The following is a 15417-nucleotide window of genomic DNA, read 5'->3' on the forward strand; positions in this document are numbered from 1 at the left end:
TCCTTACTCGTCGCCCAATGCTTAGATCAAGCCTTTCTTCTGCTTGTAATCGCGAACAGCTGCCTTGATGGCATCTTCAGCGAGTACCGAGCAGTGGATTTTCACTGGCGGCAGGGCCAGTTCTTCGGCCAGCTGAGTGTTCTTGATGGTTTCCGCTTCGTCCAGGGTCTTGCCCTTCATCCACTCGGTGGCGAGGGAGCTGGAAGCGATTGCCGAACCGCAGCCGTAAGTCTTGAACTTGGCGTCTTCAATCACGCCCTGCTCGTTGACCTTGATCTGCAGACGCATCACGTCGCCGCACGCCGGCGCGCCGACCATGCCGGTGCCGACATCCGGATCTTCGGCATTCATCTTGCCGACGTTGCGCGGGTTTTCGTAGTGGTCGATGACCTTTTCGCTGTAAGCCATGATTCTCAATCCTCACTCATCAGGGCCGCTCTTCAGGCCCTGCAACTGCGCTGCGTAATCGCCGCGTCGCTACAGGATCTGTATCCGGCGGCTTCTATATTTAGTGTGCCGCCCACTCGATCTTCGAGATATCGACGCCGTCTTTGTACATGTCCCACAGCGGCGACAGAGCGCGCAGCTTGGTAACGGCCTCGCAGACTTTCTGCGCGGCGTAGTCGATTTCTTCTTCGGTGGTGAAACGGCCGAAGGTGAAGCGGATCGAGCTGTGTGCCAGTTCGTCGTTGCGGCCCAGAGCGCGCAGTACATACGAAGGCTCCAGCGACGCCGAGGTGCACGCAGAACCGGACGATACCGCCAGATCCTTGAGCGCCATGATCAGCGACTCGCCTTCAACGTAGTTGAAGCTCAGGTTCAGGTTGTGCGGAACGCGGGCGGTCAGGCTGCCGTTGACGTACAGCTCTTCCAGATGCTCGACCTGCTTGTAGAAGCGGTCGCTCAACGCTTTGATACGAACGTTTTCGGCAACCATGTCTTCCTTGGCCACACGGAACGCTTCGCCCATGCCGACGATCTGGTGGGTCGCCAGGGTGCCGGAGCGCATGCCGCGCTCGTGACCGCCGCCGTGCATGGTCGCTTCGATGCGCACACGCGGCTTGCGGCTGACGTACAGCGCACCGATGCCTTTAGGGCCATAAGTCTTGTGGGCGGAGAACGACATCATGTCGACTTTCAGTTTCTGCAGGTCGATTTCGACCTTGCCAGTGGACTGAGCGGCGTCGACGTGGAACAGGATGCCTTTCGAACGCAGCATCTCGCCGATGGCGGCGATGTCGTTGATGGTGCCGATTTCGTTGTTCACGTGCATCACCGATACCAGAATGGTGTCGTCGCGCAGTTCGGCTTCGATCATCGCCGGGGTGATCAGACCGTCTTCAGTCGGCTCGAGGTACGTTACTTCGAAACCTTCACGTTCCAGCTGGCGCATGGTGTCGAGGACAGCCTTGTGCTCGATCTTGGAGGTGATCAGGTGCTTGCCCTTGGAGGCGTAGAAATGTGCCGCACCCTTGATTGCCAGGTTATCGGATTCGGTGGCACCGGAAGTCCAGACGATTTCGCGCGGGTCGGCGTTGACCAGATCAGCCACCTGACGACGGGCGTTTTCGACCGACTCTTCAGCTTTCCAGCCAAACACGTGGGAACGGGACGCCGGGTTACCGAAGTTTCCGTCGACCAGCAGGCACTCACTCATTTTTTGCGCAACACGCGGATCAACCGGGGTGGTCGCAGAGTAATCAAGGTAAATCGGCAATTTCATGGACTATCTCCTAAATCAGGGCTGGCGTGCCGCTAGCTCTTCGGCTGTCATTCGACGGCGGACGCTTCAATCTTGTCCAGGCGTGGCGCCTTGCTGTTGCAACGGCGCTGGTCCTGACGCTGGGCTACTTCTTGCACCTCACGGCGAGTCACAAGGTCAGCCAAGCTGATACCGCTCAGAAATTCGTGAATCTGCAGGCTCAGGTCGCACCACAGATGGTGGGTCAGGCAGGTGTCGCCGGAATGGCAATCGCCCTGGCCCTGGCATTTGGTCGCATCGACCGATTCGTTCACCGCATCGATCACCTGAGCGACCTGGATGCCCTGCATGTCGCGGGACAACTGATAGCCACCGCCTGGACCGCGAACACTGGAAACCAGGTTACTGCGGCGCAGCTTGGCGAACAGCTGTTCGAGATAGGACAGGGAGATGCCTTGGCGCTCGGAGATATCGGCCAGGGACACGGGCCCGTGCTGCGCGTGCAACGCCAGGTCAAGCATGGCAGTCACGGCGTATCGGCCTTTTGTAGTCAGTCGCATGGACAGTTACCACGGAGTTCGGAATGGGCGGGAGTATGCAATTCCCGAGCATTTAAGTCAACTATAAGACCTAGTGCTTTAGTCGGGTTTACCCGCAAAAGAGCGCGCGCATCATAGCAAAGGCTGGCGGCGTACAGCCAGCAGTACCGCGTGACGCTCATCGCGAGCAGGCTCCCCTGACAGGGAAACGCTTTTGAAATGCAGGAGTAAGCCTGCTCGCGATGGCAGCGCTGCGGTTTAGCTGGCCTGACTCTGATCCTTGCCCTTCACGCAGGCGAAGTCTTCTTCACGCAACTCAGGCAAATCTTTCGCACAGTAATTGCTGCCCAGATCCTTCAGCGCGCCGCACATCCCTTCCAGCCGTCCGTCCACCGCTTGCAGGTGATCGAGCAACTGACCGATGGCGCGCGCCACCGGATCGGGCATGTCTTCGCTGACGCCGTAGGCATCGAAACCGATCTTCTCGGCCATGGCCTTGCGCTTGGCGTCCTGCTCCTCGTCCGACTTGACGATGATTCGCCCCGGAATGCCGACCACAGTCGCACCCGGCGGCACTTCTTTGGTCACCACAGCATTGGAACCGACCTTGGCGCCGGCACCGACCGTGAACGGCCCCAGCACCTTGGCCCCGGCGCCGACAACAACACCGTCACCCAGAGTCGGGTGGCGCTTGCCCTTGTTCCAACTGGTGCCACCGAGGGTCACGCCCTGATAAATGGTCACGTCGTCTCCGATCTCGGCGGTTTCACCAATGACGATGCCCATACCATGGTCGATGAAGAAGCGACGCCCGACCTTGGCCCCCGGATGAATCTCGATGCCGGTCAACCAGCGACCGAAGTTCGACACCAGCCGCGCCAGCCATTTCAGCTCATTGCGCCACAGCATGCCGGCCAACCGGTGAATCCAGATCGCATGCATGCCGGGATAGCAGGTCAGGACTTCAAAAGCGTTACGCGCCGCCGGGTCTCGATGGAATACGCTCTGGATATCTTCACGCAAACGCTCAAACATCATTTAGTCCTTCCGCTTAAGAAGCTCACCACGGGCCGCTTTCTGGGTTTCCGTGAGGATGCCACGCAAAATATTCATTTCCGCCCGACTGACCGAGCTGCGTCCGTACAACCGGCGCAGGCGCGCCATCAAGTGCCGGGGCTTTTCCGGATCGAGGAATTCGATGGCGACCAGCGTCTGCTGCAGATGCTCATAAAAGCGCTCCAGCTCATCCATAGTCGCCAGCTCGGCACTTTTCACCGAAGCCACTTCTTCTTTCTCGATCTTGCTCGGCTGACCTTGTGCCGCCAGCCAGGCCATGCGCACTTCATAGCTCAACACCTGCACCGCCGCCCCGAGATTCAGCGAACTGAACTCTGGATCGGAGGGGATGTGCACGTGAAAGTGACATCGCTGCAGCTCTTCATTGGTCAGGCCGGAATCTTCACGACCGAACACCAGGGCGATTTGCGCGCCCTGCCCGGCTTCCTCGACCACTTTGCTGCCGCATTCGCGCGGATCGAGCAGCGGCCAGGGAATGCGCCGGTCACGGGCGCTGGTGCCAAGCACCAGATTGCAGCCGACCAAGGCGTCTTCCAGGGTGGCGACGACTTGCGCGTTTTCAAGGATGTCACCGGCACCCGAAGCTCGAGCATCGGCTTCGTGATGCGGAAATACCCGCGGCTCGACCAGTACCAGCCGCGACAGACCCATGTTTTTCATGGCGCGCGCGGCCCCGCCGATGTTGCCGGGGTGGCTGGTGTTGACCAGGACGACACGAATGTTCTGCAGCAAGGGAGGCGCTCTCGGACACGGGAAAGGGGTGCAAATCTTACAGAACAGCCTACCGTTAAGCTATGAAAGCGAACAGCGTCCTTCACCTGAAGAAAAGTTCTGATAGAATGCGCGGCTTTCTTTAACAACCTTAGGTGACACATCCATGCAGCCCATGCTGAATATCGCGCTGCGCGCCGCCCGCAGCGCCAGTGAACTGATCTTCCGCTCCATCGAGCGCCTGGATACCATCAAGGTCGACGAAAAAGACGCCAAGGATTATGTATCCGAGGTTGATCGCGCCGCCGAACAAAAAATCATTGATGCCCTGCGCAAGGCTTACCCGAATCACTCGATCCAGGGTGAAGAGACTGGTCTGCACGCCGGTACCGGCATCGAAGGCGAAGAGTACCTGTGGATCATTGATCCGCTGGACGGTACCACCAACTTCCTTCGCGGCATTCCTCACTTCGCTGTCAGCATTGCCTGTAAATACCGTGGCCGCCTGGAACACGCTGTTGTTCTGGACCCGGTTCGCCAGGAAGAATTCACTGCCAGCCGTGGTCGCGGCGCTCAACTGAACGGTCGTCGTCTGCGCGTCAGCGGTCGTACCAGCCTCGACGGTGCACTGCTGGGCACTGGCTTCCCGTTCCGTGACGACCAGATGGACAACCTCGACAACTACCTGGGCATGTTCCGCGCCCTGGTTGGCCAGACTGCCGGCATCCGCCGCGCCGGTTCCGCCAGCCTGGACCTGGCCTACGTGGCCGCCGGTCGTTTCGATGCGTTCTGGGAATCGGGCCTGTCCGAGTGGGACATGGCTGCAGGCGCCCTGCTGATTCAGGAAGCCGGCGGCCTGGTGAGCGACTTCACCGGCGGTCACGACTTCCTTGAAAAAGGCCACATCGTTGCCGGCAACACCAAATGCTTCAAGGCAGTCCTGACGGCGATCCAGCCGCACCTGCCGGCTTCGCTGAAGCGCTAAGCTTCCCGCGAAACGCAAAAAGCACCCTTCGGGGTGCTTTTTTTATGCCTGGAATTCGACCTCTACCACACCACTCCTACAGGGGATTTGTTGCGCGGCCTAAATGGCGGGCACAAAAAAAGCACCCCGCAGGGTGCTTCTTTTTAAAACAGTCGGCCCTTACTGAGCCGGCTCATTCTGCGACAGAATCAACTTGCCTTCCTTGTCGACCGGAATCTGATTGCCCGGATCACGATCCATCCGCACTTTACCTTCCTTGCCATCGAGCGAGTAACGCACGTCGTAGCCGACGACCTTGTCACTGATGTCATTGACCGTGTTGCAGCGGGTTTGCGTGGTGGTGTAGGTGTCACGCTCCTGCATGCCTTCCTGCACCTTATTACCCGCATAACCGCCACCGACCGCACCCGCTACCGTGGCAATCTTCTTGCCGGTGCCGCCGCCAATCTGATTGCCCAGCAAACCACCTGCCAGCGCACCCACAACGGTACCGGCAATCTGGTGCTGATCTTTTACCGGTGCCTGACGAGTCACTGTCACGTCCTTGCACACTTCACGTGGAGTCTTGATCTGTGTTTTAACCGGCTCAACGGCCAACACTTGCGCATACTCAGGGCCGCTTTTAACCAGGCTGTAGGTGGCAACAGCACCCCCGGCAGTCACACCGACAGCACCCAATACCGCACCAACCAGCAACGACTTGTTCACATGAACCTCCTGACCATCACATGCGGGACGCGCCCGCGCTTCTCCCAGCCTTGGAGCATAAAAAAAGGCGCGAGTTCAACTCGCGCCTTTTTTGGCTGACAGCTGGAAAAAAGCGATGGCCGTTATGGACGGTCGTCGACTTCCTTTTCGGTGTTGGCCGGTGGAATCAGGTCTTCAGTGGTCAGGTTCAGCCAGATCAGCACCACGTTCGCGATGTAGATCGAGGAGTAAGTACCCGCCAGCACACCGATGAACAGGGCGATGGAGAAGCCGAACAGGTTGTCGCCACCGAAGAACAGCAGTGCCGCGATCGCCAGCAACGTGGAGATCGACGTCGCCATGGTGCGCAACAGGGTCTGGGTGGTCGAGATGTTGATGTTCTCGATCAGCGAAGCCTTGCGCAACACGCGGAAGTTCTCACGAACCCGGTCGAACACGACAATGGTGTCGTTCAGCGAGTAACCGATGATCGCTAGCACTGCCGCCAGCACCGTCAGGTCGAAAGTGATCTGGAAGAACGACAGGATACCCACGGTCACGATCACGTCGTGGATCAGGGAAACGATGGCGCCGACCGCGAACTTCCACTGAAAGCGGAAAGCCAGGTAGATCAGGATGCCGCCGAGCGCCAGCAGCATGCCGAGGCCGCCCTGGTCGCGCAGCTCTTCACCGACCTGCGGACCGACGAACTCGACGCGCTTGACCGTTGCCGGGTTGTCGCCGCCGACTTTCTGCAGCGCGTCCGCGACCTGATGGCCCAGCTGCGGGTCTTCACCCGGCATGCGCACCAGCAGGTCGGTGGTTGCACCGAAGTTCTGCACCACGGCTTCGTGGTAACCGGAAGCCACCAGTTGCTCGCGCACCTTGGTGACATCCGCCGGACGCTCGTAGGTCAGCTCGATGAGCGTACCGCCGGTGAAGTCCAGGCCCCAGTTCATGCCCTTGTGGAAGACGCTGAAAATAGCCAGCAACGTGAGAAACACTGTGACGCCGAACGCGAAGTTGCGAACGCCCATGAAGTTGATTGTACGTAACATGGCAGCCCCTTAAATCCACAACTTCTTGAAGTCACGACCGCCGAAGATCAGGTTGACCATCGCGCGGGTCACCATGATGGCCGTGAACATCGAGGTAAAGATCCCGAGGGACATGGTCACTGCGAACCCCTTCACCGGGCCGGTGCCCATGGCGAAGAGTATGCCGCCGACCAGCAGAGTGGTCAGGTTGGCGTCGAGAATCGCAGTGAATGCCCGGCCGAAGCCTTCGTTGATTGCACGCTGCACGGTCATGCCGGCGGCGATCTCTTCACGGATCCGCGAGAAGATCAGCACGTTGGCGTCGACCGCCATGCCCATGGTCAAGACGATACCGGCGATACCCGGCAGGGTCAGCGTTGCCCCCAGCAGCGACATCAGCGCCAGCAGCAGGACCATGTTCACCGCCAGTGCCACGGTGGCGATCACACCGAAGAAGCGGTAGATGGCGATGATGAACAGCGAGACGAACAGCATGCCCCACAGCGATGCATCAATACCCTTGGTGATGTTGTCAGCACCCAGGCTCGGACCGATTGTGCGCTCTTCAGCGAAGTACATCGGCGCGGCCAGACCACCGGCACGCAGCAGCAGTGCCAGCTCGGACGATTCGCCCTGGCCATTCAGGCCGGTGATACGGAACTGCGCACCCAGCGGCGACTGAATGGTCGCCAGGCTGATGATCTTCTTCTCTTCCTTGAAGGTCTGTACCGGCACGTCTTTCTCGACGCCGCCCACAACCTGCTTGGTGTAAGTGGTGACCGGACGCTGTTCGATGAAGATCACCGCCATGCTGCGACCGACGTTGGAACGGGTCGCGCGGCTCATCAGTTCGCCACCGTGACCATCCAGACGGATGTTCACTTCCGGAGTGCCGTGCTCGCCGAAACCGGCCTTGGCGTCAGTCACCTGGTCACCGGTGATGATCAGGCCACGCTCGATCTGTGCCGGTGGACGATTGCCTTCACGGAACTCGAAGGTTTCGGAAGTGGCTTTCGAAGCACCTGGCTCAGCCGCCAGACGGAACTCGAGGTTGGCCGTCTTGCCGAGGATACGCTTGGCTTCGGCAGTGTCCTGCACGCCCGGCAGCTCAACCACAATGCGGTTGGCGCCCTGACGCTGGACGATCGGTTCGGCAACACCCAACTCGTTGACGCGGTTACGTACCGTGGTCAGGTTCTGCTTGATGGAGTATTCACGGATTTCCGCCAGCTTGGCCGGGGTCATCGCCAGACGCAGCACCGGTTGACCGTTGAGGTCGGCCGGAACAATGTCGAAATCGTTGAAGTTCTTGCGGATCAGTGCACGGGCCTGTTCGCGGGAGTCTTCATCGCTGAAGCCCAGCTGAATGGCACCGCCCAGTTGCGGCAGGCTGCGATAGCGCAACTTCTCTTTGCGCAGCAGGCTCTTGACGTCGCCTTCGTAGACTTTCAGGCGTGCGTCGAGGGCTTTGTCCATGTCCACTTCCAGCAGGAAGTGCACACCACCGGACAAGTCCAGACCCAGCTTCATCGGGTGCGCGCCCAGATTGCGCAGCCATTGCGGGGTGGTTTGTGCCAGGTTCAGCGCGACGACGTAGTCATCACCCAATGCCTTGCGCACAACGTCTTTGGCCGGCAGCTGATCTTCAGCCTTGGTCAGACGGATCAGACCGCCCTTGCCGCCCGCCGCCAGTGTGGCAGCCTTGACGTTGATCCCGGACTCTTTGAGCGCGGTGCTTACGCGATCCAGATCGGCCTGATTGACCTGCAGGGCCGTGCTGGCACCGCTGATCTGAATGGCCGGATCATCGGGGTAAAGATTGGGAGCGGAATAAATCAGACCGATCGCCAGCAACGCCAGGATCAGAATGTATTTCCACAGAGGATATTTGTTCAGCATCACGCCGCCCGTTATGAACGCGGGGCGCCTTGCGCGCCCCGTCGATTGAGTAGAAGTTGTTACCTTTAGATCGCTTTCAGCGTGCCTTTTGGCAGCGTGGCAGCGATGGCGCCCTTCTGGAACTTCATTTCCACGGTGTCGGAAACTTCCAGAACCACGAAGTCATCGGCCACTTTGGTGATCTTGCCGGCGATGCCGCCGGTGGTGACCACTTCGTCGCCCTTCTGCAGGCTGCTCAGCAGGTTCTTCTGCTCTTTGGCGCGCTTGGCCTGTGGACGCCAGATCATCAGGTAGAAGATGACCAGGAAGCCGACCAGGAAAATCCACTCGAAGCCGCCACCCATTGGGGCTGCAGCAGCCGGTGCAGCTGCGTCAGCCATGGCGTTAGAGATAAAAAAGCTCATTTAGCACTCCAGTTGCAAATGTTGAATCTTGGGGTCAGAAAACTCAGTCCAAAGGCGGAACGGGGAGCCCGCGTTTGGCGTAGAAGGCATCGACAAAGGCGGCCAATGTACCCTGTTGAATAGCCTCGCGCAAACCAGCCATCAGCACCTGATAATGGCGCAAGTTATGGATGGTATTGAGCATGCTGCCGAGCATTTCGCCGCACTTGTCCAGGTGATGCAGATAAGCGCGGGAGAAGTTCTGGCAGGTATAGCAATCGCAGGTCGGATCCAGCGGCGAATCATCATGGCGATGGAACGCGTTACGGATCTTCAGCACGCCTGTATCAATGAACAGATGCCCATTGCGGGCATTACGGGTTGGCATCACGCAATCGAACATGTCCACACCGCGGCGCACACCCTCAACCAGATCTTCCGGTTTGCCAACGCCCATAAGGTAACGAGGTTTGTCAGCCGGCATCATGCCTGGCAGATAATCCAGCACCTTGATCATCTCGTGCTTCGGCTCGCCCACCGACAGACCGCCGATGGCCAGGCCATCGAAGCCGATCTTGTCGAGGCCTTCCAGCGAGCGCATGCGCAGATCCTGGTGCATGCCGCCCTGAACGATACCGAACAGCGCCGCGGTGTTGTCGCCATGCGCGTTTTTCGAGCGCTGGGCCCAACGCAGCGACAGTTCCATGGATACACGGGCGACGTCTTCGTCAGCCGGGTACGGCGTGCATTCGTCGAAGATCATCACGATGTCGGAACCGAGATCGCGCTGCACTTGCATCGACTCTTCCGGGCCCATGAACACTTTCGAGCCATCGACCGGCGAGGCGAAGGTCACGCCTTCCTCCTTGATCTTGCGCATCGCGCCCAGGCTGAACACCTGGAAGCCGCCGGAGTCGGTGAGAATCGGGCCTTTCCACTGCATGAAGTCGTGCAGGTCGCCGTGCTCTTTGATCACCTCGGTGCCCGGGCGCAGCCACAGGTGGAAGGTGTTGCCCAGAATGATTTCCGCGCCGGTGGCCACGATGTCACGCGGCAACATGCCCTTGACCGTGCCATACGTGCCCACCGGCATGAAGGCCGGGGTCTCGACGGTGCCACGGGGGAAGGTCAGACGACCACGACGGGCCTTGCCATCGGTGGCAAGCAGCTCGAACGACATACGACAGGTGCGACTCATACTGTTTCCTCAGGGCCGCGCGGCGCGGGATTACGGGTGATGAACATCGCATCACCGTAGCTGAAAAAGCGGTACCCGTTGTCGACGGCGGCCTTATAGGCGGCCATGGTTTCGGGATAACCGGCGAACGCCGAAACCAGCATCAACAGCGTGGATTCGGGCAAATGGAAATTGGTGACCAGCGCATCGACCACATGGAACGGCCGGCCCGGGTAGATAAAGATATCGGTGTCGCCACTAAACGGCTTGAGCACACCATCGCGAGCGGCACTTTCCAGCGAACGCACGCTGGTGGTGCCCACGGCAATCACCCGACCACCGCGTGCGCGGCAGGCGGCTACGGCATCGACCACCTCCTGGCCGACTTCCAGCCACTCGCTGTGCATGTGGTGATCTTCGATTTTGTCGACGCGCACCGGCTGGAACGTACCCGCGCCGACGTGCAGCGTGACGAACGCGGTCTCGACGCCCTTGGCGGCAATCGCTTCCATCAGCGGCTGATCGAAATGCAGCCCCGCCGTCGGCGCCGCCACCGCACCGAGACGCTGGGCGTACACGGTCTGATAGCGCTCGCGATCGGAGCCTTCGTCCGGGCGGTCTATATAGGGAGGCAACGGCATGTGCCCGACACGGTCGAGCAGCGGCAAGACTTCTTCATCGAAGCCCAGCTCGAACAACGCGTCGTGACGCGCAAGCATCTCGGCTTCGCCACCGCCGTCGATAAGGATCTTCGAACCCGGCTTCGGCGACTTGCTGGAGCGCACATGGGCCAGCACGCGATGCGAATCGAGCACCCGCTCGATGAGGATTTCCAGCTTGCCGCCGGACGCTTTCTGCCCGAACAGCCGCGCCGGAATCACCCGGGTATTGTTGAACACCATCAAATCGCCCGGGCGTAAATGCTCAAGCAAATCAGTGAATTGACGGTGTGCGAGGGCGCCGCTGACACCATCAAGGGTCAACAGGCGACTACCGCGACGCTCGGCCAAAGGGTGGCGAGCGATCAGCGAATCAGGAAGCTCGAAGGTAAAGTCAGCAACGCGCATGATGGGGTTCGTCTAGCAGGGCCGGAAAGTCTAGCGGAAATATCGAAAATTGACCATGAAACGTGATTGACCAACGGTAATCACCTCTCTATACTTCGCCGCCATTGAGCCCTGATGGCGGAATTGGTAGACGCGGCGGATTCAAAATCCGTTTTCGAAAGGAGTGGGAGTTCGAGTCTCCCTCGGGGCACCATTTGCAGTACATAGACGACTACCAGCGTCTACGTAACACCCCTAGAGCCCGCTAACTGCGGGCTTTTTGGTCTCTGGGGTTCCACCCCCATCTCTTGCAAGCCAACCTCTTTTTGGTACATTTTCTGTACATATTCCAGTTCGAGAACCGGAGGTGTACAGCGATGCCATTGACCGTCTTGCAAATCAAAGCATCCAAGCCTGCCGACAGACCGTTCACGCTGAGTGATAGTTCGGGTCTTGCCTTGCTGGTGAAACCCAACGGCAGCAAGTATTGGCACTTCCGGTACACCTATCAGGGGAGGGCGGCGCGCATGTCACTGGGCGTGTATCCGTATATCTCCTTGCAGGAAGCCCGTGAACGAGCTGCAGAATGCCGCAACCTACTCAAGCAAGGCACCAACCCCGGCGCCAAACGCCGCGATGACAAACTGCGACAGCAGGAGGCCGGGCTCAACACCTTCAGGCGAGCCGCGGAGTATTGGTACCAATTCAAATCGGACTCCGGCCGCAGCAGCGCGACGCTGAAGAAGATCCGCGACTATCTTGATAAGGATCTACTGCCCGCTCTCGGCGAGAAGCAACTGGAGCTCATCACGCGAAGCGACTGCGCCAAACTGCAGGCCTGCATCGAAAAAAGAGGCGCCTTCAATGTTGCGGACAAGACCCGAACCTGGCTGAAACAAATTTTCAGTCAAGCCATTGCACGCGGCCTGTGCGAACACAATCCAGCCTCCGAACTCCATGCCATTGCGATAGCGCCACCGCCCACTCAACACTACCCACATCTGCACGAACACGAACTACCTGAGTTTCTCCGGGCCTTAAGCAAGACCACCAGCCGGCTACCAGCGAGGATTGCATCATGGATGACAATTCTGACGGCGAGCCGCCCCGGCATGGTCCGCTACGCAAAATGGGAGGAAATCGATTTTGAGGAAGGGATATGGACCATCCCGGCCGCCCGCATGAAGATGCGCAGAGACTACGTCAGCCCTCTACCTCATCAATTGATCGCCATGCTTACCAAACTGAACCAAAGCACTGGCCGCAGTCGGTATCTATTCCCAGGCAATGGTGAAAAGCAGCCAGTCATCAGTGAAAACACGATCAACCTAGTGTTCGCCAAGATCGGCTACAAAGGACGACTCGTCAGCCATGGCACTCGTCATACCGCAAGCACGCTGCTGCGCGAACATGGCTGGCTGAAGGACCATGTCGAAAGCCAGCTGGCTCACGTCGAGGGCGGCATCTCTGGCGAGTACAATCAAGCCCTATACCTGCCGCAACGTCGGATCATGATGCAGTGGTATGCAGACTATCTCGACGCCCTCAAAGAAGGCATTACAGCCAACCTTCGCGATCAATTTGATACTCGCGTTAATCAGTTCCTCGCACGCCCTTCTGCACCGCCTCTAACAGCATCTCATGCACACAAAGATGATCACCTCCAAAAGTTGCCTATCGAGACAGACTCAACGGAGACTCAGTGATCACGTGACGCTTCACCAATTCGACCCGGTCGACGACAACATCATAACCTTGCAAAACTACCGTGGCGTATTCCAGCACTGGTAAGTCGGTGAGATCTCCACAGCCCAGCCTTCCACGCGGGTCCATCCAAACAGGGCTGCAAAGCCGCCCTGTTTGGATGGACCTCACTTAATAAATCTAAAGCCTATGCAACTGTCTGTGGAAAACCACTGATTTCCACCGGTGGATAATTTCATCCACAGCCGCAGAACTCCCGAAAATTCGAGCCTTGACCCGAATTATCCACAGGCGTAGAAAAGATCGGGCAAAGCGCTGTCGTTGACAGCAACCCAGGTAGCCAGAACCTTTAAGGCTACGCCACACCATGGTGGTTCACCCAAAGTGCGATTAGCGTCCGGCGGCTCGCACAGTCACAGCGATGTGATGGATGCCTACTTTTCCCTGCGTGCCCACTGCGGCAACTCATTCCCTTTCATAGCTGCCCTGCAGCAACCTATCCGCTTGGCCATTTCCTTGCGCCAACCTGCGCCCGTCTCTTTCTTCCGGAAAGAGACGGGCGCTCCTACCACTGCTGCAGCCCACCTCGTACAAGGCATTGCGGCATTTCCCCTCGTGACAATCGGCGTGACAAACACCGAAAAGTCACCAGCAACAGCGATGCAGATGATGGTGCCGCAGCCTACAGAATGGACTGCACCTGACTGACAGTCAGGCACGCCCCGGTCATCGCTTCACTGCCTTCACCTGACTCAGGATCTCGCGGCACCGGTCTCGTCAGCCTGTGCAGCCTCCACCCGCCCACTTCCTCGGAAGTGCTCAGGAGGCCAGATCATGAGATGCCCAAGCTCCCGGTCGTAAAGAGCCGCCAGTCCCGCGTTAGTGGACAACCCTCACAGGTCGCAGGGGCCTTGATCCCTGATAACACTCAACATTCTTGGCGGGATGACGTGAGGAAAAAGCCTCAACATTTGGACTTCAATAGGAGTTTGATCATGGCGTTGGTCGGTAAACGGGATGGGCGCAATTTTGGATATGGCCGGCAATTGAGCTACGCCGGGCCGCAGCGCTGAAAGATCTATTTGGCTGCGGGCATTACGGCACGGTGAAGGCGCACAGTGATCTTTGGCAGGCATTTGTACGCTGGTGTCGCTCGGAGGATGGGCCGGGGTTTAATGATGCGCGGCAAATTGATCGGCAGACCTTGCTGGCTCACGCAGGATATCTACGTCAGCAAGTTGAACAAGGCGCTATCGGCATCGCCACCGCGCAAAACCGGTTGTCCAGCGTGAATCGAACCATGGCTGCGCTTCGCGGTGATCAATATGTGAAAGTGCCGAGCCCGAGCAAGGCGTTAGGAATGCGGCGGACCACCCTTCGCACAACCGCTCCCCAAGGCCAAGATCGTAATCAAGTTATGCGCATCGTCGAAGCACTTCGCGAACACCAAATGCCGCGCGCGGCGGCTATCGCTCAGTTGGCGCGAGCCACCGGCATGCGCTTACGCGAGGCGATTTTGGCCGACCTACCGCGTTTAAAACGTGAGGCCGAACGCTACGGCAAGATCAACATCCAGAATGGCACCAAAGGTGGCCGTTCAGGCGCGTTGGCACCTCGCTGGATCACTGTGGATGATCACATCCGTGACGCACTGAGGTTTGCCCAAAAGGTCTCGCCCGACGATAGCCGCAACCTGCTTGCAGCGAACGAACGCTACCTCGATTTCTTGCAGGGAATTGTCGGCCCCGCACCGGACATCCTCCATAAGAACAACCTCAAAGGCTTCCATGAATTGCGAGCAGCCTATGCATGCGAACGTTACGAGCAAATCACCCATCATCCCGTGCCTATCAACGGTGGCCATTGCTATCAGCTCAACCGACACCTCGATCAGGATGCCCGAGTCCAAATCAGCCATGAGCTGGGGCACGGCCTTATCGTCGTGGTGGCCGCTTACATTGGTGGTCGAGCATGAACACGGCATTCGATATGGAGCTGTTCCTGGCGGGCGTCTTGATCGGGTCACAAACACACGTCAACGCCACCTGCATCAGGCGAAGACTATCCAAACAGCGATCGCTGAGCGCTGGCAATGCGACAATCCATGGACTTGGCAGAGAAAACACCTTGCCTGGTTTTTGAATCACCATCTAAACCAGCACACTGAATCGACGCGCTATTATTTACTGATCATGCAATTACTCACTCATCGTCTAGGAAAATCCTGGCAGTTCCCCCCCTAAGCGAAGGTCAGAAAACGGCCGATTCTGTTGAAAAAGTCGGTTTTCTCAAACTGCCGAGAAATTGATCGGTGAAAACGCCTTTTAGCACGCTGCTACGTGAAATTTCAGTCAGTATGCCTCTGCGAAAATTCTGGACTTCAATTTCAGGCGCTTACTTTTTTGCCATGGAAACTAAGGCCGACTTTTTCAACAGAATCGGCCATAAGCAGCCGATCGGATATGCCTAC

At 58.4% G+C, this 15417-nt stretch carries 13 protein-coding genes, 1 tRNA gene and 2 pseudogenes; 5 read left to right on the top strand and 11 right to left on the bottom strand.

What is annotated here, in order from left to right; genetic code table 11:
• Positions 1 to 21: 21 nt before the first annotated feature.
• The 5 genes from iscU to trmJ form a co-directional block, all read right to left on the bottom strand.
• Positions 22 to 408: a Fe-S cluster assembly scaffold IscU gene (gene iscU / locus ACXX9E_RS28365; protein WP_003248539.1), complete on the bottom strand. Its 387-nt coding sequence runs from the start codon at positions 406 to 408 to the stop codon at positions 22 to 24.
• Positions 409 to 508: 100 nt separating this feature from the next.
• Complete coding sequence (locus ACXX9E_RS28370) at positions 509 to 1723, bottom strand: IscS subfamily cysteine desulfurase (RefSeq protein ID WP_123466025.1); 1215 nt, start codon at positions 1721 to 1723, stop codon at positions 509 to 511.
• Positions 1724 to 1770: 47 nt separating this feature from the next.
• Positions 1771 to 2262, bottom strand: a complete 492-nt coding sequence (iscR, locus tag ACXX9E_RS28375; RefSeq protein WP_003227911.1) for a Fe-S cluster assembly transcriptional regulator IscR — start codon at positions 2260 to 2262, stop codon at positions 1771 to 1773.
• Positions 2263 to 2499: 237 nt separating this feature from the next.
• A complete protein-coding gene (cysE, locus tag ACXX9E_RS28380; protein ID WP_025109222.1) occupies positions 2500 to 3276 on the bottom strand; it encodes a serine O-acetyltransferase in 777 nt (258 codons plus the stop codon).
• Positions 3277 to 3279: 3 nt separating this feature from the next.
• Complete coding sequence (gene trmJ, locus ACXX9E_RS28385) at positions 3280 to 4050, bottom strand: tRNA (cytosine(32)/uridine(32)-2'-O)-methyltransferase TrmJ (RefSeq protein ID WP_123466023.1); 771 nt, start codon at positions 4048 to 4050, stop codon at positions 3280 to 3282.
• A gap of 145 nt (positions 4051 to 4195) precedes the next feature.
• Here trmJ and suhB point away from each other — a divergent pair, with 145 nt between their 5' ends.
• Complete coding sequence (suhB, locus tag ACXX9E_RS28390; RefSeq protein ID WP_016773320.1) at positions 4196 to 5014, top strand: type III secretion system regulator SuhB; 819 nt, start codon at positions 4196 to 4198, stop codon at positions 5012 to 5014.
• Positions 5015 to 5173: 159 nt separating this feature from the next.
• Here suhB and ACXX9E_RS28395 read toward each other — a convergent pair whose 3' ends face one another.
• The 6 genes from ACXX9E_RS28395 to queA form a co-directional block, all read right to left on the bottom strand.
• Positions 5174 to 5722, bottom strand: a complete 549-nt coding sequence (locus tag ACXX9E_RS28395; protein WP_007916907.1) for a glycine zipper 2TM domain-containing protein — start codon at positions 5720 to 5722, stop codon at positions 5174 to 5176.
• Between the two features lie 122 nt (positions 5723 to 5844).
• Positions 5845 to 6759, bottom strand: a complete 915-nt coding sequence (secF, locus tag ACXX9E_RS28400) for a protein translocase subunit SecF (protein WP_123466021.1) — start codon at positions 6757 to 6759, stop codon at positions 5845 to 5847.
• A 9-nt stretch (positions 6760 to 6768) separates the two neighbouring features.
• Positions 6769 to 8637 carry a protein translocase subunit SecD gene (gene secD / locus ACXX9E_RS28405; protein ID WP_123466019.1) on the bottom strand — a complete coding sequence of 623 codons (1869 nt, stop codon included), beginning with the start codon at positions 8635 to 8637 and terminating at the stop codon, positions 6769 to 6771.
• A gap of 65 nt (positions 8638 to 8702) precedes the next feature.
• Positions 8703 to 9041 carry a preprotein translocase subunit YajC gene (yajC, locus tag ACXX9E_RS28410; RefSeq protein WP_222834343.1) on the bottom strand — a complete coding sequence of 113 codons (339 nt, stop codon included), beginning with the start codon at positions 9039 to 9041 and terminating at the stop codon, positions 8703 to 8705.
• Positions 9042 to 9084: 43 nt separating this feature from the next.
• Complete coding sequence (gene tgt, locus ACXX9E_RS28415) at positions 9085 to 10200, bottom strand: tRNA guanosine(34) transglycosylase Tgt (RefSeq protein ID WP_161794909.1); 1116 nt, start codon at positions 10198 to 10200, stop codon at positions 9085 to 9087.
• 14 nt (positions 10201 to 10214) lie between these two features.
• On the bottom strand, positions 10215 to 11264 hold the full coding sequence (gene queA, locus ACXX9E_RS28420) for a tRNA preQ1(34) S-adenosylmethionine ribosyltransferase-isomerase QueA (RefSeq protein WP_128616288.1): 1050 nt from the start codon (positions 11262 to 11264) through the stop codon (positions 10215 to 10217).
• Between the two features lie 108 nt (positions 11265 to 11372).
• Between queA and ACXX9E_RS28425 the strand changes: the two genes are divergently transcribed.
• The 4 genes and pseudogenes from ACXX9E_RS28425 (at position 11373) to ACXX9E_RS28440 (ending at position 15190) form a co-directional block, all read left to right on the top strand.
• A tRNA-Leu gene (locus ACXX9E_RS28425) sits at positions 11373 to 11457 on the top strand.
• A gap of 163 nt (positions 11458 to 11620) precedes the next feature.
• A complete protein-coding gene (locus ACXX9E_RS28430) occupies positions 11621 to 12949 on the top strand; it encodes a tyrosine-type recombinase/integrase (RefSeq protein WP_142580087.1) in 1329 nt (442 codons plus the stop codon).
• A gap of 993 nt (positions 12950 to 13942) precedes the next feature.
• Positions 13943 to 14922, top strand: a pseudogene (locus ACXX9E_RS28435) (integrase domain-containing protein).
• Positions 14919 to 15190 (top strand): annotated as a pseudogene (locus ACXX9E_RS28440) (hypothetical protein). Before ACXX9E_RS28435 ends, ACXX9E_RS28440 begins: the two co-directional pseudogenes overlap by 4 nt.
• Positions 15191 to 15417 lie beyond the last annotated feature (227 nt).

Source organism: Pseudomonas sp. GNP014 (assembly GCF_054344005.1).